Annotated in this window: 23 protein-coding genes and 1 tRNA gene; 17 read left to right on the top strand and 7 right to left on the bottom strand. The window is 36.6% G+C overall.

The genetic code is table 11. The annotated features are described in order from the left end of the window. Positions 1-34: 34 nt before the first annotated feature. The 3 genes from ABVM49_RS04670 to ABVM49_RS04660 all read left to right on the top strand — a co-directional run bounded on the left by ABVM49_RS04670 (position 35) and on the right by ABVM49_RS04660 (position 1,739). Positions 35-202: a hypothetical protein gene (locus tag ABVM49_RS04670; protein WP_405203236.1), complete on the top strand. Its 168-nt coding sequence runs from the start codon at positions 35-37 to the stop codon at positions 200-202. Between the two features lie 60 nt (positions 203-262). Beyond that, positions 263-934: a head GIN domain-containing protein gene (locus tag ABVM49_RS04665; protein ID WP_038598137.1), complete on the top strand. Its 672-nt coding sequence runs from the start codon at positions 263-265 to the stop codon at positions 932-934. Between the two features lie 103 nt (positions 935-1,037). Further along, on the top strand, positions 1,038-1,739 hold the full coding sequence (locus ABVM49_RS04660) for a LysE family translocator (protein WP_035326195.1): 702 nt from the start codon (positions 1,038-1,040) through the stop codon (positions 1,737-1,739). Positions 1,740-1,787: 48 nt separating this feature from the next. Here ABVM49_RS04660 and ABVM49_RS04655 read toward each other — a convergent pair. The 3 genes from ABVM49_RS04655 to ABVM49_RS04645 form a co-directional block, all read right to left on the bottom strand. Further along, a tRNA-Cys gene (locus ABVM49_RS04655) sits at positions 1,788-1,858 on the bottom strand. A gap of 153 nt (positions 1,859-2,011) precedes the next feature. Next, positions 2,012-2,368, bottom strand: a complete 357-nt coding sequence (gene folB, locus ABVM49_RS04650; RefSeq protein WP_405203235.1) for a dihydroneopterin aldolase — start codon at positions 2,366-2,368, stop codon at positions 2,012-2,014. A 59-nt stretch (positions 2,369-2,427) separates the two neighbouring features. Beyond that, positions 2,428-2,637 carry a zinc ribbon domain-containing protein gene (locus ABVM49_RS04645; protein ID WP_380031654.1) on the bottom strand — a complete coding sequence of 70 codons (210 nt, stop codon included), beginning with the start codon at positions 2,635-2,637 and terminating at the stop codon, positions 2,428-2,430. Positions 2,638-2,827: 190 nt separating this feature from the next. Here ABVM49_RS04645 and ABVM49_RS04640 point away from each other — a divergent pair, with 190 nt between their 5' ends. The 4 genes from ABVM49_RS04640 (at position 2,828) to ABVM49_RS04625 (ending at position 6,106) form a co-directional block, all read left to right on the top strand. After that, positions 2,828-4,861 (top strand): glutamine--tRNA ligase/YqeY domain fusion protein, encoded by a 2,034-nt coding sequence (locus tag ABVM49_RS04640; RefSeq protein ID WP_405203234.1) that lies wholly within the window; start codon positions 2,828-2,830, stop codon positions 4,859-4,861. 182 nt (positions 4,862-5,043) lie between these two features. Further along, entirely contained in the window at positions 5,044-5,418 is a 375-nt protein-coding gene (locus tag ABVM49_RS04635; protein WP_038598144.1) for a YtxH domain-containing protein, read from the top strand. A gap of 21 nt (positions 5,419-5,439) precedes the next feature. After that, positions 5,440-5,859: a phage holin family protein gene (locus ABVM49_RS04630; RefSeq protein ID WP_405203233.1), complete on the top strand. Its 420-nt coding sequence runs from the start codon at positions 5,440-5,442 to the stop codon at positions 5,857-5,859. Continuing rightward, positions 5,846-6,106 (top strand): DUF6327 family protein, encoded by a 261-nt coding sequence (locus ABVM49_RS04625; RefSeq protein WP_035326205.1) that lies wholly within the window; start codon positions 5,846-5,848, stop codon positions 6,104-6,106. The genes ABVM49_RS04630 and ABVM49_RS04625 overlap by 14 nt, the downstream gene beginning before the upstream one ends. A gap of 66 nt (positions 6,107-6,172) precedes the next feature. On the opposite strand, the gene ABVM49_RS04620 is transcribed toward ABVM49_RS04625, so the two are convergent. Beyond that, a complete protein-coding gene (locus ABVM49_RS04620; RefSeq protein ID WP_405203232.1) occupies positions 6,173-7,132 on the bottom strand; it encodes an SPFH domain-containing protein in 960 nt (319 codons plus the stop codon). A 168-nt stretch (positions 7,133-7,300) separates the two neighbouring features. Between ABVM49_RS04620 and ABVM49_RS04615 the strand changes: the two genes are divergently transcribed. Beyond that, entirely contained in the window at positions 7,301-7,975 is a 675-nt protein-coding gene (locus tag ABVM49_RS04615; protein WP_375253164.1) for a hypothetical protein, read from the top strand. Between the two features lie 57 nt (positions 7,976-8,032). On the opposite strand, the gene gltX is transcribed toward ABVM49_RS04615, so the two are convergent. Next, the gene (gene gltX / locus ABVM49_RS04610; protein ID WP_405203231.1) at positions 8,033-9,550 is read right to left on the bottom strand and encodes a glutamate--tRNA ligase; all 1,518 of its coding nucleotides are present in this window, start codon (positions 9,548-9,550) and stop codon (positions 8,033-8,035) included. Positions 9,551-9,669: 119 nt separating this feature from the next. Then, a complete protein-coding gene (locus ABVM49_RS04605; RefSeq protein ID WP_405203230.1) occupies positions 9,670-10,719 on the bottom strand; it encodes an alkane 1-monooxygenase in 1,050 nt (349 codons plus the stop codon). 155 nt (positions 10,720-10,874) lie between these two features. On the opposite strand from ABVM49_RS04605, the gene ABVM49_RS04600 reads away from it, so the two are divergent. The 5 genes from ABVM49_RS04600 to ABVM49_RS04580 all read left to right on the top strand — a co-directional run bounded on the left by ABVM49_RS04600 (position 10,875) and on the right by ABVM49_RS04580 (position 18,542). Beyond that, entirely contained in the window at positions 10,875-14,399 is a 3,525-nt protein-coding gene (locus tag ABVM49_RS04600) for a hypothetical protein (RefSeq protein ID WP_405203229.1), read from the top strand. Continuing rightward, positions 14,386-14,793 (top strand): rRNA maturation RNase YbeY, encoded by a 408-nt coding sequence (ybeY, locus tag ABVM49_RS04595; protein WP_405203228.1) that lies wholly within the window; start codon positions 14,386-14,388, stop codon positions 14,791-14,793. Before ABVM49_RS04600 ends, ybeY begins: the two co-directional genes overlap by 14 nt. A 177-nt stretch (positions 14,794-14,970) precedes the next feature. Further along, positions 14,971-16,848 carry a tRNA uridine-5-carboxymethylaminomethyl(34) synthesis enzyme MnmG gene (gene mnmG / locus ABVM49_RS04590; protein WP_405203227.1) on the top strand — a complete coding sequence of 626 codons (1,878 nt, stop codon included), beginning with the start codon at positions 14,971-14,973 and terminating at the stop codon, positions 16,846-16,848. A 37-nt stretch (positions 16,849-16,885) separates the two neighbouring features. Continuing rightward, positions 16,886-17,719: a class I SAM-dependent methyltransferase gene (locus ABVM49_RS04585; RefSeq protein ID WP_405203226.1), complete on the top strand. Its 834-nt coding sequence runs from the start codon at positions 16,886-16,888 to the stop codon at positions 17,717-17,719. 307 nt (positions 17,720-18,026) lie between these two features. After that, entirely contained in the window at positions 18,027-18,542 is a 516-nt protein-coding gene (locus ABVM49_RS04580) for an OmpH family outer membrane protein (RefSeq protein WP_405203225.1), read from the top strand. Between the two features lie 650 nt (positions 18,543-19,192). On the opposite strand, the gene ABVM49_RS04575 is transcribed toward ABVM49_RS04580, so the two are convergent. Continuing rightward, entirely contained in the window at positions 19,193-20,344 is a 1,152-nt protein-coding gene (locus tag ABVM49_RS04575) for an ATP-binding protein (protein ID WP_405203655.1), read from the bottom strand. Between the two features lie 74 nt (positions 20,345-20,418). Here ABVM49_RS04575 and ABVM49_RS04570 point away from each other — a divergent pair, with 74 nt between their 5' ends. The 4 genes from ABVM49_RS04570 (at position 20,419) to ABVM49_RS04555 (ending at position 24,887) form a co-directional block, all read left to right on the top strand. Further along, complete coding sequence (locus ABVM49_RS04570) at positions 20,419-21,606, top strand: phosphoglycerate kinase (RefSeq protein WP_405203224.1); 1,188 nt, start codon at positions 20,419-20,421, stop codon at positions 21,604-21,606. 205 nt (positions 21,607-21,811) lie between these two features. Next, positions 21,812-23,425, top strand: coding sequence for a LysM peptidoglycan-binding domain-containing protein (locus ABVM49_RS04565; protein WP_405203223.1), 1,614 nt, complete (start codon positions 21,812-21,814; stop codon positions 23,423-23,425). A 6-nt stretch (positions 23,426-23,431) separates the two neighbouring features. After that, the gene (locus ABVM49_RS04560; RefSeq protein ID WP_405203222.1) at positions 23,432-23,899 is read left to right on the top strand and encodes a hypothetical protein; all 468 of its coding nucleotides are present in this window, start codon (positions 23,432-23,434) and stop codon (positions 23,897-23,899) included. 16 nt (positions 23,900-23,915) lie between these two features. Continuing rightward, complete coding sequence (locus ABVM49_RS04555) at positions 23,916-24,887, top strand: DUF4837 family protein (RefSeq protein ID WP_405203221.1); 972 nt, start codon at positions 23,916-23,918, stop codon at positions 24,885-24,887. Positions 24,888-24,890 lie beyond the last annotated feature (3 nt).

Here is a 24,890-nt window from a genome sequence, read left to right as displayed (position 1 = left end):
CCACTTTATAAAATTTATAGGGTGGCTTTATTGTATGAAAACAAAACAATGCCATACCTGTAATACAGAAACTGAAGTTGCCTTTAGAGTACGACTTCACAGTAAAAAGCAATGGGTTTTTATTTGTGAAGACTGTTGTAATCTTCACAAAAATAGTCCTGGGTATACCTATGGCGGTACTTGGAAAGGAAAGCGTCATTAATAGTAAGACTGTAACAATAAAGAGGACCGCCTGTCTCTATAACAAACAAAGACAATTATTATGAAAACAATAGTAACATTTATAGCCATACTTATAACGAGTATTTCTTTTGCTCAAAATCCTATCACAAAAAATGTAGGAGATTTTACAGAAGTAAAAGTGTATGATCGTATCGTGGTAAATCTTGTAAAATCTACCGAGAACAAGGTGGTGATTACTGGTGAAGACGTAAGCCAGGTTAATGTGGTAAACAAGGATGGAACACTTAAGATTAAAATGGATCTAGATCTCATTTTTGATGGTAACAAGACCTTTGTATATGTACATTATAATAATCTAGAAGTTATAGATGGTAATGAAGGAGCTGTTATTACCTCAAACGAGCTTATAGAACAAGACAAGATTGAGATTAAGATGCAAGAAGGAGCTCGCGTTAAAGTAGGTTTACAAGTGCGAGAAGCCCTTTTAAGAGCTGTTACAGGAGGTATTATAGAAGCGAGTGGTCAAGCAACGGTACAGAGAGTAAAAGTAAATACAGGTGGCATTTATGAGGGTCGTAATCTAGAGACAGAAACTGCAGAGATATTTGTGCAAGCTGGAGGAGAGGTAGAGGCTTATGCGAGTAAAATGGCAGACCTTACTATACGTGCCGGTGGTGACATTGTGATTTACGGTAATCCTGCAGAGGTAAAGAAGCATCGCACCTTTGGAGGGCGTATAAAGATTATGTAACCATAATGTATTCTTAAATTATAGAGGGATGTTCATAACCAGTGAGCATCCCTTTTCTTTTGTAAATCCCTTTACCTAACTTTGTGTAAAGCACTATACTTTTATGTTTGAAGATCTACACACGGCCATACCCCTAGGATTTTTCCTAGCGTTCTTAATAGGGCCTGTGTTTTTTGTGTTGCTGGAGACGGCGGCTACAAAAGGTTTTAGAGCTGCTCTAAGTTTTGATATAGGTGTTATCATAGCAGATATTATTTTTATAATGGTTGCTTACCTAAGTAGTTATCAATTACTAGAAAACTTAAGTAACCAGCCAGGTCTTTATGTTTTTGGTGGTGCTATATTGATAGTGTACGGACTTACTATTTATCTTAAAAAACCTACACGAGATGCCCTAGATCCTAATAGAGCAAAGGTTAAAAAAGGAGGGTATCTACAACTATTTATAAAAGGATTCTTACTTAATTTTATAAATATAGGAGTGCTTGTTTTCTGGCTAGGTATCTTAATAATTATAGGCCCTACTGTAGAAAATGATGGAGAGCGCCTTCTTGGGTTTTTTATTGGGATGATAGGTGCTTATTTTATTACAGACTTAGGTAAGATTATTCTAGCAAAACAACTTAAAAGATATCTTACTCCACGTAGAATTTTTAAACTAAAAAAGGTTTTAGGCCTTGTTCTTATAGTTTGTGGTCTTGTACTAGTTACTAAGGGTTTTGTACCCTCAGACGAGTTTAATATACAGCAGGAGATGGAGCGTTTTCAAGAAATCCCGGAGATTACACCAGATAGTATTACCTAGATAATAATACTGCATAAAAAAAGGAACTCCGTATGAAGTTCCTTTTTGAGGTATCGAGCGGATTCGAACCGCTGTAGATGGTGTTGCAGACCACTGCCTAGCCACTCGGCCACGATACCAGTTGTGCGTGCAAATATAGGAATAGATTTGTGATATAACTTATGAGAATCACTACTTTTTTACTTCCTTCTAGTTGCAATTATGCATTATCAAGAAGAGATATAAAAACCTTATCCTTTTTTTACAGCATTTATATTGTTTAAAATGAATGCTTAACGAGTTTTAGTACGCTCTACAGTTACCATTTCTACATCGCCACCTATAGGAGGATTTACCTTAGATACTTCTACTGTTGCTACCTGTATGAGTGCTTCCTCATTAAAAAATCGTACCAGTATACGCTCGCAAACGGTCTCAAGTAGGGCAGAGGGTATTGCCATTTCTTCCTTAACAATACGGTTAAGTAACACATAATCTACCGTGTGAGATAGCGTGTCTGTTTGAGCACTTTTAGATAAATCTGCCTCAATTTCTACATCTACTCTATAATCAGATCCTATGGCTGTCTCTTCAGAGAGGCAACCGTGGTAGGCGTATGCACGTATGTTTGTTACTCTTATTTTTCCCATATAGCGGTATTGTTTATAAGTGGTCAAAGTTACAATACGTACAATGTATAATAAGAATACTATCCTCCAAAGAGATCAAAAATATTACTCAGCGCACTAGTTTTTGCTTTATAGAATTCCGTATATGAGCATTTTTTGCAAGTAACTGTACTGTATTTTTCGGTTTGCATATTAAGTAATTTAGTAAGAAAGCTACCAGTAGCTCTCATTTGCCCTATATTATAAGTTGTATTTGCACATTTTGGACAGGTATAGTTGAGTGTTTTCATAAAGGTATTTTGCTTACTATATGAGTAGGGTTTTATCTTGTTTTGTTACAATAAGTAGAAAGTGTTGAGTTATATATAGAAGATTTATAGAGGTTGTATTACGCTTTCGCGAAAGCGTAAAAAATCCCAGTTAAATCACCTGCACAACCCATCGTCAAAATGATTAATTTTACCACAAGAATTATAGGTTATGACAGAAGAACATAAATCATTAAATTTTTTAGAGCAAATCGTCGAAGAAGATCTTAAAGGGTCTTATTCTAAAGAAGATTTACGCTTTAGATTTCCACCAGAGCCTAATGGATATTTACACATAGGGCACTGTAAGGCTATATGCATAAGTTTTGGACTAGGGGAGAAGTATGGTGCTCCGGTAAACTTACGTTTTGACGATACAAACCCAGCCAAAGAAGAGCAAGAGTATGTAGATGCCATTAAGGAAGATGTCTCGTGGTTAGGATACCAGTGGGATAAAGTATGTTTTTCTAGTGATTACTTCCAGCAATTATACGATTGGACTATCCAGCTCATTAAAGATGGAAAGGCTTATGTAGACTCACAATCTAGTGAGGCAATGGCAGAGCAAAAGGGCACACCTACACAACCTGGTGTACCTGGACCTTATCGTGATCGTACGGTAGAAGAAAACTTAGACCTCTTTGCAAGAATGAAGGCAGGAGAGTTTAAAGAAGGAGAACACATACTACGTGCTAAGATTGATATGGCACACGTAAATATGTTAATGCGTGACCCTATTATCTATAGAGTTTTACATAAAGATCACCACCGTACAGGTAGTGACTGGTGTATATACCCTATGTATGACTGGACACACGGAGAGAGCGATTACATAGAGCAAATATCGCATAGTTTATGCTCACTTGAGTTTAAGCCTCATAGAGAGCTATATGACTGGTTTCTTGACCAAGTTTATACAGGTGAAGATTTACGTCCAAAACAAAGAGAGTTTGCACGCCTTAACCTCAACTATACCATTATGAGTAAGCGCAAGCTTCTTAAACTGGTAGAAGAAGGTGTTGTATCTGGTTGGGATGACCCACGTATGCCTACTATCTCTGGTTTACGTCGTCGTGGGTATACTCCTGCTTCTATACGTAATTTTATAGATGCAGTAGGTGTTGCAAAGCGTGAGAATGTGATAGATGTAGCGCTATTAGAATTTCATATACGTCAAGATTTAAATCGTACTGCACCACGAGTAATGGCAGTTCTTGATCCTGTAAAACTGGTGATTACAAATTATCCAGAAGGAAAAGAAGAGTGGCTAGATGCAGAAAATAATCCAGAAGATGAGAGTGCAGGTGAGCGTAAAGTTCCTTTTAGTAAAGAGCTGTACATAGAGCGCGAAGATTTTAAAGAAAATGCTGGTAGTAAATACTTTAGACTTACTTCGGGTAAAGAAGTACGTCTCAAAAATGCATATATCATAAAGGGTGAAGAAGTTGTAAAAGATGCAGATGGAAATATCACAGAGATACATTGTACCTATGACCCAGAGAGTAGATCTGGAAGCGGTACAGAAGCTTCTAAGCGCAACGTAAAGGGAACACTTCACTGGGTATCTATACAACACGCGATTAAGGCAGAGGTGCGCTTGTTTGATAGACTTTTTAGTGATGAAAATCCAGATGGTCACGAAGACAAGGATTTTATGGAATTTATAAATCCTAACAGTTTAACAACCATTACAGGCTACCTTGAGCCTAGTCTTAAAGATGTTGAGGTAGGCGACTTATTTCAGTTTCAGCGTAAGGGATACTTTAATGTAGATAAGGACAGTACAACATCGCATCTTGTTTTTAACAGAACGGTAGGTTTACGTGATTCTTGGGCAAAAATTAAGCCTAAGCAAGCTTCACAAAAAAAACAAAATGCACCAAAACCTCAGCAGCAACAAGCATCTGCATTGAGTACCATAAATAAACTAGGTAAGAAGCTAGCAAATCTTCCAGAGGAGAAGCGTCTTACTACAGTAGCAGATATTCAAAAACTAGCAACCCAGCTTACAGAAGAAGAGGTAAAAGGATTCTTTAACACTGCGGCAAAAAAGGTAGGAACTCGTCTTGCGGGTATGGAGAGTTTATACGCTTTCGCGAAAGCGCAAAACAAAACCATTAAAGACATAGAAGGTGCAGAAGCATTTGTCGAAAAAGCAAGAGAAGATAAGAATGAATTGCTGCAAGAAGCGGCAGCAAGGTTTTAAGAAATAGGGATCTCTATTTTAACTAAAATTGGCATAAAAACCCGTTATCTTGATAGATAGCGGGTTTTTTTAACATTTATTATGAGCTGGTATTGTGGATATTAACCGGTTATTAACGGAGAATAATGGGCTATCAAAATATCTTTACAAAACAACAAATACTAATCAAAAAAAATAGAGATATGAGTAAGTCAAGTAACACATTATTAGCTTTAGTTCTAGGTGGTGCAATAGGTGCAGCAGCAGGAATTCTTTATGCTCCAGAAAAAGGAACTAAGACTAGAAAAGACCTTTCTAAAAAGGCTAAGAAAGAACAAGAAAAGCTGGTAAAACAACTTAAAGAGACTAGAGAGTCACTTACAGATAATGCACAACAGGCAAAATTATCTTTTGAAGAAAAACTTAATAGCACAATCTCTACAGCAAGTCACAAAGCAGATGATGTAATTGCAACATTAGAATCTAAACTTGCAGAACTGAGACTTCAAAATGCTAAGTTGCAAAAAGATGCTACCGTAGAAAAGGCAAAGGTAAAAACAGAAAAAGCATTATCATAAGCCTACCTAAACCAATCAAATATGGCTTTTGAAAAGTTAACAAATAATCTAAAAGGACTTACAGATAACGGGCAACAGTATGCTAAGGTTACTGCAGAGTACTATAAACTCTCACTGTTTAAAAATGGAATGAGAGGTTTAGTAAGTGCTGCAAATCTTGCACTTAGGGCCACTTTTGGTCTTCTTGCTTTGCTATTCTTATCTATTGGTCTTGCCATCATTATAGGTGATGCCTTAGATAGTGCTAGTATAGGATACTTTATAGTGGGTGGCATATATATTGTCATTTTCTTACTAGTATTCTTATTTGCAGGAAAACCACTTGAGCGTATGTTACTTACAAAGTATAGTAAAATGGCCTTTAGCGATGATTCTTTTAAAGAAACGCCCTCTGCAGGAGCTTCTATGCCTATAAAAAACAAGATAGATGAGAGTATATAATAACTTTGACCAGATAGAACACGATCTTAAAATCCTTAAGCTTAAGAGACAAATAAGCGAGGAGGAGGTAAGACTTAATGTAAATGGCGCAAAGACTGGAATGAGCTCAGGGTTGTCTCCAGTTTCTTCTATAGGTAATCTTGTGGGCTCACTGGTACAAAAGGCAGTAGTAGCAAAATTACTTAGTGCAATCTTTGGCTATAAGCGCGTTAAGGAAGTAGATAAAAAAGGAGAATATAAAGCATAGTATCGCACTATTATTTACAAAAAAAGCCCCAAGATTTCTTGGGGCTTTTTTACTATAAAGATGATTTTAATCTTCTTGAGAATCTCTATTTTTCTTATTTATGATTCCTTTTGCTTCATTTTCTTTTTTCATTTGCTCTCCTATTTGATTTGAAGCTACAAATGAGGTAATCATATCATTAAGCATATTGCTACCCGCTTGTGGTGAGTTAGGCATAAGTATAAGGTTTGAGTTAGTTTGCTCACCCATAGATTGTAAAGTATCATAGTGTTGTGTTACAACAATAAGAGCAGATGCTTCTTGAGAATTGATCCCCACATTATTTAATACATCTACAGACTCCTCAAGACCACGAGCAATCTCTCTACGCTGGTCTGCAATACCTTGTCCTTGTAAACGCTTAGACTCTGCTTCTGCACGTGCTTTTGCTACAATCTTGATACGGTCTGCCTCTGCTTCAAACTCTGCAGCCACTTTCTCGCGTTCTGCTGCATTAATTCTGTTCATAGCTGCCTTTACCTGTAAATCTGGATCAATGTCTGTTACGAGTGTTTTAATGATGTCAAAACCGTAGTTAGACATTGCTTCATTAAGCTCACGCTTTACGGCTATGGCAATATCATCTTTACGCTCAAAAACGTCATCTAGTTTCATTTTAGGCACCTCTGCACGTACTACGTCAAAAACGTATGAAGTAATTTGATCTCCTGGGTTTTCTAGTTTGTAAAAAGCATCATATACTTGATCCTTAACTACTTGAAACTGTACAGAAATTTTAAGTCTTACAAAAACGTCATCTTTGGTTTTTGTTTCTACCACAACATCTAGTTGTTGAATTTTTAGGTTGATGCGTCCTGCAATTTTATCTATTAGAGGGATTTTAAATTGTAATCCAGAATTACGTACCCCTACAAATTTCCCAAAACGCTCGACTACAGCAGCGGTTTGTTGTTTTACCATAAAGAAAGCAGAGATTAATACAATTAGTGTAAAGACTATTAGTACAGGAAGAATAACTTGACTCATAATTATTGTTTTTGATGGTTTATTGAACCTTTCACAAAGATTCTCATAAAGATAAGTAGCTATTATCGAGAAAAAGTAACACTTAAGCTAAAAGTTTCTGAAACGAAATAAACTTGCTCTATATTACAAACTGATTAATCAAAGTCGTTCTAGTCTGAACCTCAATATATGAGATATATAATTTTTTTAATATTCTTTGCTATAGGTATGCTTACCGTAACAGCACAGTCTTATTATAGTCCAGGTAACTATAATAGATTAGGGCTTCAAGCAAAACTCTCTGTACTAGATATAGAAACTCAAAACTTTAATCTAGAAGGAGAAACTGGTTTTCTAGGTGGTCTTACCACGAGGGGTAGATTATACAACGATTTTGGAATCGTTTATGGGATTGATTTTTTAAGTGCTAATATAAATTTACAAAGTCGTCCACTAGGAGAGTCACGTCTAGAAGAAACAAGATATACAGTAATAGGAGCACAGCTTAATCTATTATTTAGTTATAATCTTATAGAAAAACATCTTGCAATAGATTTTGGTCCTGCCTTACTTGTTAATGGTAAAATGAATTTAAGACAGACAGGCCAGAGAGATAATATTGTAGAAGGTTATACAGCATTAAGAGCAGAAGATATTGAAGAAATATCACGTATAAATGGTTTTGGTATCATAGGTATCACCGCTGGTTTTGAGCACGTGAGATTTATTATACAATATCAATATGGATTTACAAATATGTTTAATAATCTTAATGACCGAGATCTATTAGATGTAGATCCTAATGCAAATAATTTTAAAGGATCTCCATCTTTACTAGCTGGAGGTATTGTTCTTTATCTTTAAAGCACAAAAAAAAGAGGAAGCTATAAACTCCCTCTTTTTTAGAATATCAAGTAATAATTATCCTAACGTAGCGATAGCATAATCTATACGTCGCAGTGTTTCTTCTTTACCTATCGTAGTTGCAATATCAAAAACATCTGGTCCCTGCATAGCTCCCACTAGCGAAAGCCTAAAGGGTTGCATTACTTTTCCAAACCCTAGTTCACTATCTACTATCCAAGCTTTAAGAGCTGTTTGTGCCTCTATAGTTGTAAAATTATTTACACTATTAAGAATGATTTTTACTTCTTCCATAATAGCAGTCGTCCCTTCTTTCCAGGCCTTTTTTGATGCTTTTTCATCAAAGGAAGTAGGAGCTGTAAAGAAGTAGCTACCTAAGGTCCAAAGATCCTCTATAAAGACAGCACGTTCTTTTATAAGTGTTACAACCTGTGTAGTATATCCTTCTGTAGCCTCAACACCTTTCTCAATTAATAATGAAGAGAAAGCTGTTGCAATAGTTGCTACGGGCGTTTCTTGCATATACTGCTGCTGGAACCATTTTGTTTTTTCTGGATCAAATTTGGCCCCACCCTTATTAACACGCTTAAGGTCAAAGGCAGCAATAAGCTCTTCGAGACTAAAGATTTCTTGCTCTGTACCTGGATTCCATCCTAAAAAAGCAAGCATATTTACTACAGCCTCTGCAAAGTATCCATCTTCTCTATAACCAGAAGAGATCTCATTACTCTTAGGATCTTGCCATTGTAGCGGAAACACTGGAAAACCTAGTTTATCTCCATCACGCTTACTTAACTTTCCTTTACCCACTGGTTTAAGGATAAGCGGTAAGTGTGCAAATTTTGGAGCTGTCCACCCTAATGCTCTGTATAGCAATACGTGTAAAGCAAGAGATGGTAACCACTCCTCACCGCGTATTACGTGAGAGATTTCCATAAGGTGGTCATCTACAATATTTGCTAGGTGATAGGTAGGCATACCATCAGACTTAAATAATATCTTATCATCTAGTATGTTTGTATCTATCTCCATATCACCACGTATCTCATCTTGAAGTTTTAAAACTTCATCTTGAGGAGATTTAAAACGTATCACATAGTTATCACCAGCTGCGATGCGTTGTTTAGTTTCTTCTTGAGAGAGTACTAGTGAGTTATCTAGTTTAAGACGGTTATGCCAGTTATATATAAAAGTTTTACCGTTTGCCTCGTGATCTTTTCGGTGAGCATCTAGGCTCTCTGCAGTGTCAAAAGCATAGTAAGCATTACCAGAATCTATAAGCTTCTGTGCATAGGTATGATACATATCCTTGCGCTCGCTTTGTCTATATGGTCCATATCCACCATCTTTAGTAGGTCCCTCATCATAAGAGATACCGCACCAGTCTAGACTCTCACGTATATAATCTTCGGCACCAGCTACATAGCGATTTTGATCTGTATCTTCTATACGTAAGATAAAAGTACCTCCGTGTTTCTTTGCAAATAAGTAATTAAAAAGCGCCGTGCGCACACCACCGATGTGCAATGGCCCAGTAGGTGAAGGTGCAAATCGCACTCTAACATTTTGAGACATAGTCTTAGATTTTGTGCAAAGATACTTTTAAGAAGAGTAAAATTTTGAGATTTGAGGTTTAAAGTTTTTACGCTTTCGCGAAAGCGTAACCCTATTAATTACATTTTGTAGAACTATATTTAATTAACCTGTGGTCTCTGATCTGCTGGGACTCGCTTGTTCATAATTTTAAACCATAAGGGTGGTAATAGCGATAGCACCATACTGGTAGGATATCCATATGGTAATTGCGGGCTTATGTCGTGATAATCTAGTAATTGATATTTCTTATTTGCACGATAGTGGTGATCACTGTGACGGGTAAGCTCATAGAGCATTATGCGTCCAAAAACGTGGTTACTATTCCACGAGTGTACTTCTCTTACACGCTCATAACGGCCACTAGGAAGTTTTTTACGTCTCAACCCATAATGTTCTATGTAATTAATAGTCTCAAGGAGTAAAAAGCCTGCGATTGCTGCAAAAATTACAACCATAAGACCTAAAGAGCCAAAAAACCAATAAGCAACAAACAAATAACTAGCTTGAAAAATGTGATACCAGAGCATATCATTTTTAAAAGATAAAAAAGAGTTATTTGCTCTTTTTAATAGGTCCATTTGTATCCTCCAGGAGTTTGTATACTGCTTGTAAATAGAAGAAACCCAAAAAGAATAAATCGATTGATTATACTTTGCTGTGGCCGGATCTTCTGGAGTGGCAGCTTTAAGATGGTGGCCATAGTTATGCTCAATATAAAAGTGCATATAGAGTGCTGGCAGTAGGAGGAGTTTACCTAGAGTTCGCTCAATTTTACTCTTACGATGACCCAGCTCGTGAGCTACATTTATTCCATTAGAGCCTATTACAATACCGGCAGAAAATATGAGGCCTACAAGCTCTGCAAGGCTAGTTTCTTGAGTAGTTACTGTGGTTAATGTAAGTAATAGTATACCGTACACAATCACAATGTTTAGATACAATAAGAAATCTGTCCAATGTAATGATTGTTTATCTTCCTTTTCTTGAGCATCTATATTAACCTCGTTTACAGGTAAAATTGATTCAATGATAGGTACAAGAACAAAGGCATAAATTGGGGTTAACCACACCCAGACACCTTGATAAGTAAGACCTATAAAAGCACATAGTGGAGTAGAGTAGGCAGTAAGATATTTGAGATCTTTCATAGGGTAAAAGTGCTGTGTTTAATATATTGTTAGAAAGGACAATGTAATAATCTTGCATAAAGTGTGGATAGGCAAGATTATTGTAGACAAAATAGAACATTCTTAAAACATAATAAAATAGTACTTTAGAGGTTGCTATAAAGAGAATACCTATAATGATGAACAGGTTTGAAAAGATAGAGAGGAAGTTAGAAGGTTTTATTAAGAAGTATTACACAAATGAGTTGCTTAAAGGCGTGATTTTGTTTTTTGCTTTTGGAGTCTTATATTTTTTACTCACCCTCTTAATTGAATATTTCTTTTGGCTCAGTCCTGCAGGTCGTACCGTTTTATTTTGGGTTTTTATTCTTGTAGAAATAGCACTTCTCGCCAAATTCATTTTACTACCACTATCCAGACTATTTAAACTCTCAAAAGGAATTAACTACAAAGATGCTGCGAGTATAATAGGTAATTATTTTCCAGAGGTAAGTGATAAACTTATAAACACATTCCAGCTACACAAAGATGCTGGAGACTCAGAACTTATGCTGGCGAGCATAGCACAAAAGAGTGAAGAGCTAGAGCCGGTACCTTTTAAGCTAGCCATAGATTTTAAAAAAAATAGTAAGTACTTAAAGTATGCTGCCATCCCGATTGTGGTATTTCTTATCGCAAACTATGCAGGTAAGGAAAAGGTATTTTCTTCTAGCTATGAGCGTGTTGTAAACTATAATGAAGCTTATGAGCCACCAGCTCCTTTTTCTTTTTATGTGGTAAATGAAGATTTACAAGCTATAGAGAATAAAGATTTTGAACTTAGAGTGCGTACCGTAGGAGATGTAATTCCAGAGGAGGCAAGTATACGCTTTAACGATGAGGTTTATTTTTTACAGCAAACAGCTCCAGGAGAGTATAGTTATGTTTTTGAGCAACCTACAGAAGATGTGACCTTTAGCCTTCAGGGTAATAAGGTGGTTTCTCAACCTTATGATCTTGAGATACTTAGAGTTCCGGTACTACTTGATTTTGAGATGGTTATAGATTATCCTAATCACACTAATAAGCGCACAGAACGTATTAAAAATACTGGAAATGCAATTATTCCAGAAGGCTCAAACGTGAGCTGGGAGTTACGTACAAGACAAACTGATAATGTAGATCTTGTGCTTAAGGATACTATTATTTCTTTCGCTTTAAGCGAAAATAAAAACAACAGTACATCTTACAGCACTTCTAAGCGTATTTATAATAATACGAGCTACGAGGTAAGTACGAGCAATGCAAGATTAAAAAACTATGAAAGTCTTGCCTATAACTTGCAAGTTATAAAAGATCAATACCCTCAACTATTACTAGAGGCAAAAAGAGATACGGTAAACGAACAACAAAACTATTTTTACGGTAAAGTAAGTGATGACTATGGATTAACTAAGTTGCAAATCGTGTATTACCCGTCTGAAACTAAAGTAAAGCAATATAAGAGTATTGCTATATCAAACGGTAATGTGGATCAATTTGTTTATGCCTTTCCTGATAATCTTGACCTGCAGGAGGGTATAAATTATGAGTATTATTTTGAGGTTTTTGATAATGATGCAGTTCATAATTACAAGAGCACAAAGAGTACAATTTTTAGCTACACAAAACTTACAAAGGATGAACTCAAAAACAAACAACTAGAGCAACAACAAAAATCAATTAGTAATCTAGACAAGTCTTTACAAAAGATGAAGGAACGAGAGGAGGAGCTCAAAGAAATCTCTCGTACTCAAAAAGAGAAAAAGGAACTTACCTTTAATGATCAAAAAAAGCTGGACAATTTCTTAAAGCGACAACAGCAGCAAGAAGAAATGATGAAAGACTTTTCTAAACAGCTTAAAGAAAATCTGGATGAGTTTCAAAAGGAAGAAGAACAAACAGATGAGGACAAAGAGAGGTTAAAGGAACGCCTCGAACGTCAAGAAAAAAAGGCGAAGGAAAATGAAAAACTTCTCAAAGAGTTACACGAGCTGCGAGAAAAAATGCCAAAAGAAGAGCTCTCAGAAAAACTAGAGGAACTAGAAAAACAGAATAAAAATAATAAGCGCAACCTTGAGCAAATGGTTGAACTTACAAAGAGATATTATGTTCAAAAAAAGGCCGAGCAAATAGCAAATGATTTACAAAAGCTTGCAGAAAAACAAGAAGCATTAAGTAAAAAAGAAGGAGCGGAAAATACAAGTGAACAACAGCAAGAACTAAATGAAGAATTTAAAAATATAGAAGAAGCGCTTAAGGATCTCGAAAAAGAAAATCAAGAACTTAAAAAGCCAATGGATATTCCGGGGGATGATCAAAAGCAAGAAGAGATTAAAGAAGAGCAACAAGGAGCTTCACAAGAATTAAAAAATCAAGAACAGCAACAACAAAGTGGGCAACCTCAAGACACATCTGCAGCACAGAAAAAACAAAAAAAGGCAGCAGATAAAATGAAGCAAATGAGCCAGTCTATGCAGTCACAAATGCAAATGTCTGGTGAGGAAGCTTTAGAAGAAGATGCAGAGATGCTTAGGCAGATACTTGATAACCTCTTAGTTTTTAGTTTTGAAGAAGAAGTCGTGATGATGAACTTTAGAAGTATGGATGATAAAAATCCTAACTATGCTAAAAAGCTAAGACGCCAGAATGTTTTAAAACAGAATTTTGAGCATATAGATGATAGCTTATATGCATTATCATTACGTCAACCTAAGCTTGATGAAGTAATAAACGAGTCACTAGTAGACATAGATTATAATATGAATAAGGCGTTAGAGCGTCTTGCAGAAAATCAAATTATACAAGGTGTAAGTAGCCAGCAATATGTGATTACTGGCGCAAATGAACTAGCTGATCTTCTAAGCCAGTCTCTTGATGATATGCAAAATGCTATGATGTCTGGTAAAGGTTCTGGAAAAGGGAAAGGTGTAGGAGTAGGTTCCGGAAGTGGCGGAGGTGAACAATTGCCAGATATCATACAAAGTCAGGAAGAGCTCAATAAAAAAATGGGTCAAGGAAAAAAACCTGGGGAAGGTAAAGATGGTGAGGATGCTGAGAATGGAGAAAAGGCAGGTGGAGATAAACCAGGCGGTGAACAAGGTGAAGGAAAAGGAGGGGAGCAACCTGGATCTAATGGAGAGGGCGGAAAAGAAGGTGAAGGAAAAGGTGGTAAAGGAGGCAGTAAAGAATCAAGTAATGGAGATAAAGATGGTGAAGGAGAAGGTTCTGGTAATGGCGAAGGTGAAAATAGTGGAGATGAGTATGAGCAAGGATTGCTTTACGAAATTTACAAGGAACAGTCTAAATTACGACAGCAGTTACAAGATGCAATTGAGCGTGAAGGTCTAGGTGATGACGCAAAAAAACTTGTAAAGGATATGCAGAAAGTTGAGGAGCAATTATTAGACAAAGGATTTAGTAATGAGACTATGCAGAGTATGACTAAACTTAAGCACGAATTATTGAAGCTCAAGGAAGCCACTTTCGAGCAAGGTCAAGAAGAAAAACGTGAGGCAAATACAAATCTTAAGAGTTTTTCAAATCCCGTAAATAGTGCTTTAGAAAAAGCGAAAAAATATTTTAATACAACAGAAATTCTTAACCGTAACGCACTTCCTCTTAAAGAAGAATATAAGCGTAAGGTGCAAGATTATTTTCAGAAGAGCGATGATAGAATTTAATAGTACAAATGATTTTGAGTTAGTTAATCCAGAACAAATCATTTCTTGGTTAGAAGGAGTTATCAGTGCAGAAAAGAAGATTGTCGGTGAGCTTAATTATATCTTTTGTAATGACGCTTATTTACATAAAATCAATGTAGACTTTCTTGACCACGATACATTTACAGACATCATCAGTTTTGACTATACTCAAGGTAATGTAGTAAGTGGCGATATGTATATCTCTGTAGATCGAGTAGAGGAGAATGCTCAAGATTTTAATTGCTCTTTTAGAGACGAATTAAGCCGTGTTATGGTACACGGTATACTTCACTATTGCGGTTATAAAGATAAGAGTACAGAGGAGGCAAAGCTTATGCGTAGTAAGGAGAATACCTATTTGGCATTGCGTTAAGTAGTAATTTTCTTACAATGACTAGTTTTCAATAGTTTTGGCTTCTTATAACGTTAACTCTTTAAGTGATTAAAACTATTTATCTTTGCACGATTTTCTGTTAGGGTAATCACGCTTTCGCGAAAGCGTAATACAAAGTGTTCAATAAAGGACACGTTTAATGTTCCACGTGAAACAATGAGTTTATTTCAAGATACATATGATGTAATTGTAGTTGGTGCGGGTCACGCAGGTTGTGAAGCTGCTGCTGCTGCTGCAAATATGGGAAGTTCTACGCTTCTTGTAACAATGAATCTACAAACCATCGCCCAGATGAGTTGTAATCCAGCTATGGGTGGTATTGCAAAAGGGCAGATTGTAAGAGAGATTGATGCATTAGGAGGATATAGTGGTATTGTGTCAGACAAGACAGCAATACAATTTAAGATGCTCAATAAATCAAAAGGTCCTGCTATGTGGTCACCACGAGTGCAAAGCGATCGTATGCGATTTGCAGAGGAGTGGAGATTGCGTCTAGAGGGAACACCTAATCTTGATTTTTATCAAGAGATGGTGAGCGGACTTCTAGTAGAAAATAACAAGGTAGTTGGTGTAACCACTTCTTTAGGTATTAAAGTAAGAGGTAGATCTGTAGTGCTCACAAATGGTACTTTTTTAAATGGACTTATCCACATAGGCGAGAAACAATTTGGAGGAGGTAGAGCTGGTGAAAGAGCAGCTACTGGTATCACAGAACAACTACTGGATTTTGGTTTTGATTCTGGTAGAATGAAGACAGGAACACCACCTCGTGTAGATGGTAGATCATTAGATTTTTCTAAAATGATTATCCAGCCAGGAGATGACGTGCCAGAGAAGTTTAGTTACAGTAAAGAGACAAGCCCGCTTACTAATCAGCGTCCTTGTCATATGAGTTATACTTCGCCAGAGGTACACGATTTATTACGTGAAGGTTTTGATCGTTCTCCTATGTTTAATGGTAGAATCAAATCTCTCGGGCCAAGGTATTGTCCGTCTATAGAAGATAAGATTAACCGCTTTGCAGATAAGGATAGACATCAGTTATTTGTTGAGCCAGAAGGTTGGGATACCTGTGAGATTTACGTAAATGGATTTTCAACATCTCTTCCAGAAGATGTACAATTTAAAGCTTTGCGTAGTGTAGCTGGTTTTGAAAACGTAAAATTTTTCCGCCCTGGTTATGCGATAGAGTATGATTATTTTCCGCCTACACAGCTTAAGCATACGTTGGAAACGAAGCTTGTGAGCGGGCTATATTTCGCTGGTCAGATTAACGGAACCACGGGATATGAAGAAGCCGCTTCTCAAGGTCTTATGGCGGGTATGAATGCACATTTAAAAGTACACGATCAAGATCCATTTACGTTACAACGTGACGAGGCTTATATAGGTGTTCTTATAGATGATCTTATTACAAAAGGTACAGAAGAGCCATATAGAATGTTTACTTCTCGTGCAGAGTATAGAACCTTGTTAAGACAAGATAATGCAGACGAGCGTCTCACTCCAAGATCACATAAAGTAGGTCTAGCATCTGAGGAGCGTCTTGTGACTATGGAAAAAAAGCGCGAGCAATCTGACAATCTAGTTAAGTTTTTTGAGGATACAAGTATACTTCCAGAGGAGGTAAATGATATATTAGAAGAACGAGGATCTTCTCCTATGCGACAATCTGATAAGATGTTTAAGGTTTTCTCAAGACCTCAAATACATCTAGAGGATATGAAGCAGTTTAAAAAGGTTGCAGCATATATTGATGAGCATAGTCTTGAGCGTGATGTCTTAGAACAAGCAGAAATTAAAGTAAAGTATGCTGGTTATATTGCAAAAGAAAAAGCAAATGCAGATAAGCTTCAACGTCTAGAGAATATCAAAATTCCAGATAATTTTGATTACTCAAAGCTTAAATCATTATCATTTGAAGCTAGAGAAAAGTTATCTAAAATTAGACCTACTACAATTTCTCAAGCATCACGAGTGAGTGGAGTTTCTCCTTCAGATATAAGTGTGATGTTAGTTTATATGGGAAGGTAATTTTAGTTTTCTTTTCGTTCCACGTGAAACAATTTTAATGAAAAAGGATTTTAAAGTTAAAGATCATTCTGTAACAGGAGGAGAATTTGTGCTTACATATGATGAGAAATTACATATGTATTACACGATGCCAAAACCTACTTTGGGGAGTTTACCTTCATATTATGAAAGTGAAGATTATATATCTCATACAGATGGCAAACGTTCTTTATTTGAAATTGCTTATCAAACGGTAAAGGGAATTACGCTTTCGCGAAAGCGTAAACTCCTCAAAAAATATCACCCATCTTTGGGTCGTGTTTTAGATATCGGCGCCGGAACTGGAGATTTTTTAGAACATCTGTCCAAACATAACTGGAATACTTCTGGAGTTGAACCTAGCATAAAAGCCAAATCACTAGCTCAAAAAAAAGGACTCAATTTAAAATCTACTATTGAAGAAGTAGGGGAGGAGCAATTTGATGTGATTACAATGTGGCACGTTTTAGAACACGTTTATGATCTACAAGGACAAATAGAATGGCTTAAAAACCATCTTAATAAAAATGGAACCGTGTTTATAGCTGTCCCAAATTTTGAATCTTATGATGCATCTCATTACAAAGAATTTTGGGCTGCATATGATGTACCTCGTCACCTATATCATTTTTCTGAGCAGTCTATAAAAATGTTATTTCAATTAAGTGATTTAAAACTGGTAGAAGTTTTACCTATGAAGTTTGATGCTTTTTACGTAAGCCTACTTTCTGAAAAATATACATCTGGTAAGATGAATTATTTTAAGGCTCTTACTACTGGTCTACGCTCAAACAAGAGAGCAAAAGGAAACGGAGGTTACTCTTCTCAAATTTATGTCTTAAAACACGCTTAAAATTAAAATAAGCCGTTTTAAGAGCGTTTTGTGGGTTTAGTGCTATCTGTGTATGTAACTATTGTAATAACTAACCTAAGATGCCTTTTAAGAAGCGCTTTTTAATAGGAATTTCTTATTGATTATTATTTTATTGATTGTTTTTTGTTATCATCTCGTTTTTTGACAAGTTTTTAGCGTGCAATGTTCCACGTGAAATAAAATAGGAGGATTTGGAAATTTATGCATCTATATAACTTGTCGATTTTAAAATGTTAGAATGTTATGGATTCTCAGTATTTTCGCCGCAATTAATTAAAAACACACAATGAAAAAAATAGGAGTATTACTTGTTGCAGCAATGATGGCTGTTGCTTGTCAAACAGAAAAGACTGGTTTTGTAGATACTGAAGAGCTACTTACAGAATATGCAGAGCTTAAAGATGCTAAAGAGCGTTTTACAAAAGAAAACGACGAGATTATGGCAGATCTTGAACTTAAGATCAAAGCTTACCAGATTAAAGAAGATCTTTTTAGAAAAAATGGACCTTCTATGTCTCGTAAAAAACAAGAGGAAAAGTACAATGAGCTTGGAGCCGAAGCACAACAGTTACAACAAGAACGCCAGGCTAGAATAGGAAAGTTACAAGTAGAGAGCCAAGAGGTAATAGACTCTCTTATTACTAAGGTCAAAACTAAAGTTAAGGATTACGGTAAGGCAAATGGATACTCATACATTTATGGATCTAACGATGCTGGAAGTGTTCTTTTTGGGAAGGAAGAATTAGATCTTACAAAGACTATTCTTAAAGAAATGAATGACAATTACACTACAAAGGAGTAAATAAAATCTATTTATTATAGGTAAAGCGGTGAGAAATCACCGCTTTTTTTATGCCCAAAAATTACTAATAATAGATTATCCCATTGGTCTCGGCCTAAAATACTGCGTGAGCAGAATTACATATCTGCATTTCTATTTAAGATTGTGGCGTTAGAGAGATGATATTATCACATAATATTTTACTAGTAAAATATGAAGAAGTAGACTTTAGATATTAATTTATTTGGGATTTTTTCAGGAATATTATAAGCTAAATTTTTAGGTGTTTAATTGAATTTAGAGTTCAGTGTAAGCTATTATTTATCTTAAATTATTAATTGTTTTGTAACCTATTTGAAATCATAAATAGAGCGTATAATGCTCGTTATTTTATGAAACTTTATCACTGTAATATAATCTACTTTTAACTAACAATATTGATCCGTAATGAGGATGTGTTTTGTGTGTAAATATATCTGAGGGCTAGTCATATTTTTAGCTTGTGAATAATGTTATGCTATGTTCAATTTAGTTGAACCGGCGTGATGGAGTATACCAGGCTATGCCTTTTTAAGTATTGTGGTGAGTAATCTTCCGAAGGCGAATTGATTTCCTAGGAATTTAAACTAAATATTATTTTAGTCTTATCTAAAAATATGTAATAAATTGATTTATTGACTCTTGCGATGTAGTAATCTAGTGAGTTTAATAGAGAGATCTGTAAGGATAATCTTTGCATTACCGTTGCGCTCTATGTGATATTCGGCATCTTGTATGGCTTCTACAATGGAAATTATATTGTTATTATGTACAAATGGAGCAAACTTAGAAAGATCAAATCCCGTTTCTGGTTCCATAAAAACAAGGTCATTTGCCTTGTAGTTTTTAAGCAGTGCCTGACGGAAAAACTGGACACAATATTCAAGAAAATTTTTCTGTGTCTCACGACCAGATTTTGCTATCTCCTCGCTCCAAGAAATAAGGCCTAAAACGGCTTCTTTTTTACCCTTTGCTTGGAAGGCTGTGCGTACCCAAGTAACAAACCATTTTTCAAATTGTATATCATCTCCATCGTGATGTAAAAGATGCAATGCTTGTTGATAATCACCTTGTGCTTGATGTGCAATTTTATTTGCTTCGGCTTCTGGTGTATTGTGTTTTGTAGTTAGTGCCTGTGCAATTTGAGGTTCACTTAGTTTCGGAAACGTGAGAACTTGACATCGTGACTTTATAGTGTCTATAATGCTGTCTTCACTTTCGGCAATGAGGATAAATAGGGTTTGTGCAGGTGGCTCTTCAAGAAGCTTGAGTAATTTATTTGAGGCAGCGGTGTTCATTTTATCTACAGACCAAATGATCATTACTTTATATCCACCTTCATAAGCTTTAAGTGCAAGGGACTTATTAATATCTGCAGCTTCACTTACACCTATTTGACCTTGCTTTTTTTCAATACCTAGGTGCTGATGCCATTCAAAAAGGTCTCCGTATGGGTTCTCTTTTATAAAAGAGCGCCACTGTTTCATAAAATGACTAGATACGGGATGGCTTTTTACTTCTGGTGTAGTAGCAACTGGAAAGGCAAAATGTAAATCTGGATGAGATAAATTTTCAAATTTTAGATTGCAATCTGCCGCGCCAGAGTTGTTTTCGCCTTGAGCGTTATTACATAAAATATATTGGGCATAAGCAATGGCCATAGGTAAGACACCTGTGCCAGCAAGGCCTACAAATAGTTGAGCGTGAGCAATACGACCTGCATCTACACTTGTAGTGAGGTGATTTTTAATAAAATCTTGCCCTATAACGTTTGAGAACAGCATAGCGCCAAATATAAAGGAATCACCGCATTTATTATCCTCTGTATCCATTATATTTGCTAGTAAAACCAACGGATATGATCACAGTAGACGACTTTAATTTTGAGAATAAGAAAGCACTTATACGTGTAGATTTTAATGTACCTCTTGATGAGGAAGGTAATATCACAGATACCACCAGAATAGAGGCTGCAAAACCTACTATTTTAAAAATTCTTGAGGATGGCGGTTCGGCTATTTTAATGTCGCACTTGGGACGCCCTAAAAATGAAGAAGAGGAGTTCTCACTATCTCAAATATGTAGTACTGTCTCTGAGATTATAGGGGTAGAGGTAAACTTTGTAGATAATTGCGTGGGTGATAAAGTAACGCAGGCAGCTCAAGACCTTGAGATGGGTAAGATTTTACTATTAGAGAACCTACGTTATCACAGTGAGGAAACTGCAGGTGATGAAGAGTTTGCAAAGGAATTAAGCACTCTAGGAGATGTTTATGTTAATGATGCCTTTGGTACAGCACACCGTGCACACGCATCTACAACAGTAGTTGCTCAATTTTTCCCAGATGCTAAGTGTTATGGATATTTACTAGCAAAAGAAATAGAGAGTCTTGATCGCGTGCTTAACAATAGCGAGAAGCCAGTACTTGCTATACTAGGAGGATCTAAGGTGTCTTCAAAAATCACTGTAATCGAAAACATACTTGATAAAGTAGATGAGATGATTATAGGTGGTGGTATGGCATTTACGTTTATTAAGGCACAGGGGGGCCAGATAGGAAACTCTATTTGTGAGGATGATAAAATGGATCTTGCGCTTGACTTACTTAAGCAAGCAAAAGAAAAAGGTGTACAAATACATATACCTGTAGATGTTATTGCTGCAGATGATTTTGCAAACGATGCAAATACAAAAGTGAGTGACATTACAGCTATAGAAGATGGATGGCAAGGATTAGATGCGGGACCTGCTTCTCGCGAAAATTTTGATGCTGTTGTAAAAAGAGCAAAAACCATACTTTGGAATGGACCTCTAGGCGTTTTTGAGATGGAAACTTTTGCAGGAGGTACTATTGCACTAGGCCATAGTATTGCAGAGTCTACTCAAAACGGAGCGTTCTCACTTGTAGGTGGTGGTGATAGTGTTGCTGCTGTAAAGCAATTTGGTTTTGATTCAAAAGTAAGTTATGTCTCTACCGGAGGAGGAGCAATGCTAGAAATGCTAGAAGGTAAAACACTACCAGGTATAGCAGCGATTAAGGCATAATGACAACACATAAATTTTTAAAAGCCACCCTAAGCGGTGGCTTTTTTAATGACCTATAATGCGTGATAGCCATAAAAAATACAAGTGAATTATTGAATAAATAAATGCTGTTCTGGTAATATATTACCTTAAATCGTTAAGGTCTTTCCTAATTTTTAAAACCATACGATTTTCTCGTATCTTTCGTTTCTTGACTATGACCCAAATGCACATAAAAAATAATCTTTTCTTGTTCTGCTCCCTAGTGCTAGTTACACTATCGCTGCAAGCACAAGACACACTATCATACGAGGTATACAAGCTTAAGCAACCTGCTAGTGAGCAAGTAAAAACTCAAATATTGCAACCGGATACTATCACTATTGTAAATGAGATGAAGACAAATGTGATATCACAAGATCTACCTCAAACGGTTATTGCTACTCAGGTAAAAGATTCAATAACATTTAAACTAGAAGATGAGCCGCAGGCAGCACTCATAGATATGCGCTGGCGTCAAGAACTTGCCAGAATGGACCTTTATGACTCTATAAATGCTATAAGAAACAGCCAGACCTACCTTCCAGAGGTGAAGCTTGAGTTACCCACAGATACTTTAAAAAAGCGACTCGCAGCTATAAATGCGCGCACACCTTTTAATGTAGAGTATAATCCCTCACTAGAGAGCGTGATAAACCGTTATTTAAAACGTCATAAACCTACTATGGAGAAGTTAATGGCTGTGAGCCAGTTTTACTTCCCTATGTTTGAAGAACGACTAGACAGGTATGACATCCCTCTTGAGATGAAATATCTCGCCATTGTAGAGAGTGCATTAAGACCTAGAGCAAAATCTAGAGTTGGAGCAACCGGTCTCTGGCAGTTTATGTTTGCAACTGGTAAAATGTTTGATCTAGAGGTAAACAGTTATGTAGATGACCGTATGGATCCTATCGCTGCTACAGAGGCGGCTTGTGCCTACTTATCACAACTATATAATATACACGGCGACTGGGACCTTGCCCTAGCATCTTACAACTCTGGCCCGGGTAATGTTTCTAAAGCCATAAGACGCTCTGGAGGTTATAAAAATTACTGGAATATACGCCAGAATTTACCTAGAGAAACCGCAGGATACGTACCAGCATTTCTAGCAACAATGTACCTTTTTGAATATGCAGATGAGCACGGCTACACTCCAGAAAAAGCACCCGTAAATTATTTTGCGACAGACACGATACACGTGAAACAAACTATTGCACTAGACCAAGTATCTAGCATTGTGGGCGTACCTCTTGAGATTGTACAGTTCTTAAACCCGCAGTACAAGTTGGACATCATTCCTGTGATAGAAAATAAGAAGTATTATGTGCGACTTCCTATAGAGAGCGTAGGGAAGTTTGTACAAAATGAGGCGGCTATTTACGCTTTCGCGAAAGCGGAATTAGACAAAAGAGAAAAGCCGTTACCCGAAGTTCTCACAGCGAGTTCACAAGTAAGATACCGCGTGCGTAGTGGTGATTACCTTGGTAAAATTGCAAATAAATATGGCGTGCGCGTAAGCCAAATCAAAAAGTGGAACAACCTACGATCTAACGCACTTAAAATAGGGCAACGACTTACAATATACCCTAGAAAACCAGTGACTAATAATGCTGTTGCGAGCAAGAAGAAAAGTGTCTCTCTTAAAGGGAAAAAGATCTATACCGTTCAAAATGGAGATTCCCTCTGGAAGATTGCAAATAAATTTCCGGGAGTAAGTGTTGACAATATTAAAGTTTGGAACGATATTAGTAGCACAAAACTCAAACCAGGAATGAAACTTCGTGTGTCTAAATAACTAGTTATGAAAACTCTTCTGTACGTCTTATGTTTTTGTTTTGTGGGTGTGAGCATAGCTCAAGAGACTACTCTAAAACCTGTGGATGTAGAGAACACTTCAAAAAAAGATCCGGTATACGAGTATCTATTACAACACTATAAACCTATTTCTGATAAAGAGCATATTCCATCAGACGGCGTGGTAGATTGTGGTTTTACACAAACATTTGAAAACGGTTTGAGCTATGAGAAGCGCAACTGTGCAGATGTATACCTTGCCAGTGGTGAGGTCCTTACCGTTACAAATCCAGACAGAACATCAATAGTAAAATGGGTAGAATCGCTCAATGCTATTTTTACAGACCAGAAAGGGCATAATGGATGGAATTTTGATCAATCAGAATACAGACCACTGTCTAACGTGCCTGGCGCATTTTTTGAAATTTATAGATATAAAAACACTACCAGTGTCCTCGTAATGTCAGGGTGCTAGTCTAATAAAAAACCATATGATTAAAAAAGTATTTTTAGCCCTCTTAACTACTGCATTTATAGCTTCTTGCTCTAATGGCGATGGAAAAAAAATATTAACAGAGTCTGTAGGAAACATAAATAACGTAAAGGTTATTGTGACTAAAGATCAATGGCAGGGCACTATAGGAGATGCGCTAAGAGACGTTCTTGCAGATCCAGTATATGGATTGCCTAGAGAAGAACCTAAGTTTTCTATAGACCAGATACCACCAGATGCCTTTAGCGGGTTTTTGCTCAAAAACAGGATTTTTGTTCAAATCAAAGCGGCAGATAGTGCAACCATTACTATTGTAAAAGATAAGTATGCACGCCCTCAAACGGGTGTGATTGTTACTGGAAATAGCCAGACACAAATTGCAAACCTCATTATTGATAATGAAGAAAAAATTGTGACAGCTCTTAAAGCGCAAGAGCTAGTGGCAAACCAGCGTCGTATAAAAAAAGCACTTAAGGAGACAGACTCACTTCAAAAAACCTTTGGAGTACGTTTTAACTTCCCTACAGCATATCGTTATGCAGAGCAAAAACCAGATATTTTCTGGATACGTAAGGATTTAAAACGTAGCGGGAATATGAACATAACGGTATACGAAGTACCACTTCAAGCCATAGATAAGGATACACTTACCATAAAAAATATCATACGTATGCGTGACTCTATAGGTGGTAAAAAAATACCTGTAGATGATGGCCGTTTTATAACAGAGAGAGCATTCTCACCATACTTACAAGAGACGGAGATAGATGGCAAGTTTGCTTACGAGACTAAAGGAACCTGGGAGGTAGATGGTCGTTATATGGCTGGGCCCTTTGTAAATTATGCAATACGTGATGAAGAAAATGGGCGATACCTCATACTAGAAGGTTTTATATTCTCACCTTCTCAAGACCAGCGTGATAATATGTTTGAGCTAGAAAGCATTTTAAAGTCCGCTAAGCTGAAGTAGATA

It is taken from the genome of Dokdonia sp. LLG6352-1, assembly GCF_045055815.1.
Lineage (GTDB): Bacteria > Bacteroidota > Bacteroidia > Flavobacteriales > Flavobacteriaceae > Dokdonia > Dokdonia donghaensis.
Note: the sequence above shows the minus strand (reverse complement) of the source record. Positions and strands in the feature narration are given on the sequence as shown.

Excerpts from the sequence above, each read along its gene's own strand:
- ABVM49_RS04670 (WP_405203236.1), top strand. The coding sequence starts at position 35 with ATGAAAACAAAACAATGCCATACCTGTAATACAGAAACTGAAGTTGCC.
- ABVM49_RS04665 (WP_038598137.1), top strand. The coding sequence starts at position 263 with ATGAAAACAATAGTAACATTTATAGCCATACTTATAACGAGTATTTCT.
- ABVM49_RS04660 (WP_035326195.1), top strand. The coding sequence starts at position 1,038 with ATGTTTGAAGATCTACACACGGCCATACCCCTAGGATTTTTCCTAGCG.
- folB (WP_405203235.1), bottom strand. The coding sequence starts at position 2,368 with ATGGGAAAAATAAGAGTAACAAACATACGTGCATACGCCTACCACGGT.
- ABVM49_RS04645 (WP_380031654.1), bottom strand. The coding sequence starts at position 2,637 with ATGAAAACACTCAACTATACCTGTCCAAAATGTGCAAATACAACTTAT.
- ABVM49_RS04640 (WP_405203234.1), top strand. The coding sequence starts at position 2,828 with ATGACAGAAGAACATAAATCATTAAATTTTTTAGAGCAAATCGTCGAA.
- ABVM49_RS04635 (WP_038598144.1), top strand. The coding sequence starts at position 5,044 with ATGAGTAAGTCAAGTAACACATTATTAGCTTTAGTTCTAGGTGGTGCA.
- ABVM49_RS04630 (WP_405203233.1), top strand. The coding sequence starts at position 5,440 with ATGGCTTTTGAAAAGTTAACAAATAATCTAAAAGGACTTACAGATAAC.
- ABVM49_RS04625 (WP_035326205.1), top strand. The coding sequence starts at position 5,846 with ATGAGAGTATATAATAACTTTGACCAGATAGAACACGATCTTAAAATC.
- ABVM49_RS04620 (WP_405203232.1), bottom strand. The coding sequence starts at position 7,132 with ATGAGTCAAGTTATTCTTCCTGTACTAATAGTCTTTACACTAATTGTA.
- ABVM49_RS04615 (WP_375253164.1), top strand. The coding sequence starts at position 7,301 with ATGAGATATATAATTTTTTTAATATTCTTTGCTATAGGTATGCTTACC.
- gltX (WP_405203231.1), bottom strand. The coding sequence starts at position 9,550 with ATGTCTCAAAATGTTAGAGTGCGATTTGCACCTTCACCTACTGGGCCA.
- ABVM49_RS04605 (WP_405203230.1), bottom strand. The coding sequence starts at position 10,719 with ATGAAAGATCTCAAATATCTTACTGCCTACTCTACTCCACTATGTGCT.
- ABVM49_RS04600 (WP_405203229.1), top strand. The coding sequence starts at position 10,875 with ATGATGAACAGGTTTGAAAAGATAGAGAGGAAGTTAGAAGGTTTTATT.
- ybeY (WP_405203228.1), top strand. The coding sequence starts at position 14,386 with ATGATAGAATTTAATAGTACAAATGATTTTGAGTTAGTTAATCCAGAA.
- mnmG (WP_405203227.1), top strand. The coding sequence starts at position 14,971 with ATGAGTTTATTTCAAGATACATATGATGTAATTGTAGTTGGTGCGGGT.
- ABVM49_RS04585 (WP_405203226.1), top strand. The coding sequence starts at position 16,886 with ATGAAAAAGGATTTTAAAGTTAAAGATCATTCTGTAACAGGAGGAGAA.
- ABVM49_RS04580 (WP_405203225.1), top strand. The coding sequence starts at position 18,027 with ATGAAAAAAATAGGAGTATTACTTGTTGCAGCAATGATGGCTGTTGCT.
- ABVM49_RS04575 (WP_405203655.1), bottom strand. The coding sequence starts at position 20,344 with ATGCTGTTCTCAAACGTTATAGGGCAAGATTTTATTAAAAATCACCTC.
- ABVM49_RS04570 (WP_405203224.1), top strand. The coding sequence starts at position 20,419 with ATGATCACAGTAGACGACTTTAATTTTGAGAATAAGAAAGCACTTATA.
- ABVM49_RS04565 (WP_405203223.1), top strand. The coding sequence starts at position 21,812 with ATGCACATAAAAAATAATCTTTTCTTGTTCTGCTCCCTAGTGCTAGTT.
- ABVM49_RS04560 (WP_405203222.1), top strand. The coding sequence starts at position 23,432 with ATGAAAACTCTTCTGTACGTCTTATGTTTTTGTTTTGTGGGTGTGAGC.
- ABVM49_RS04555 (WP_405203221.1), top strand. The coding sequence starts at position 23,916 with ATGATTAAAAAAGTATTTTTAGCCCTCTTAACTACTGCATTTATAGCT.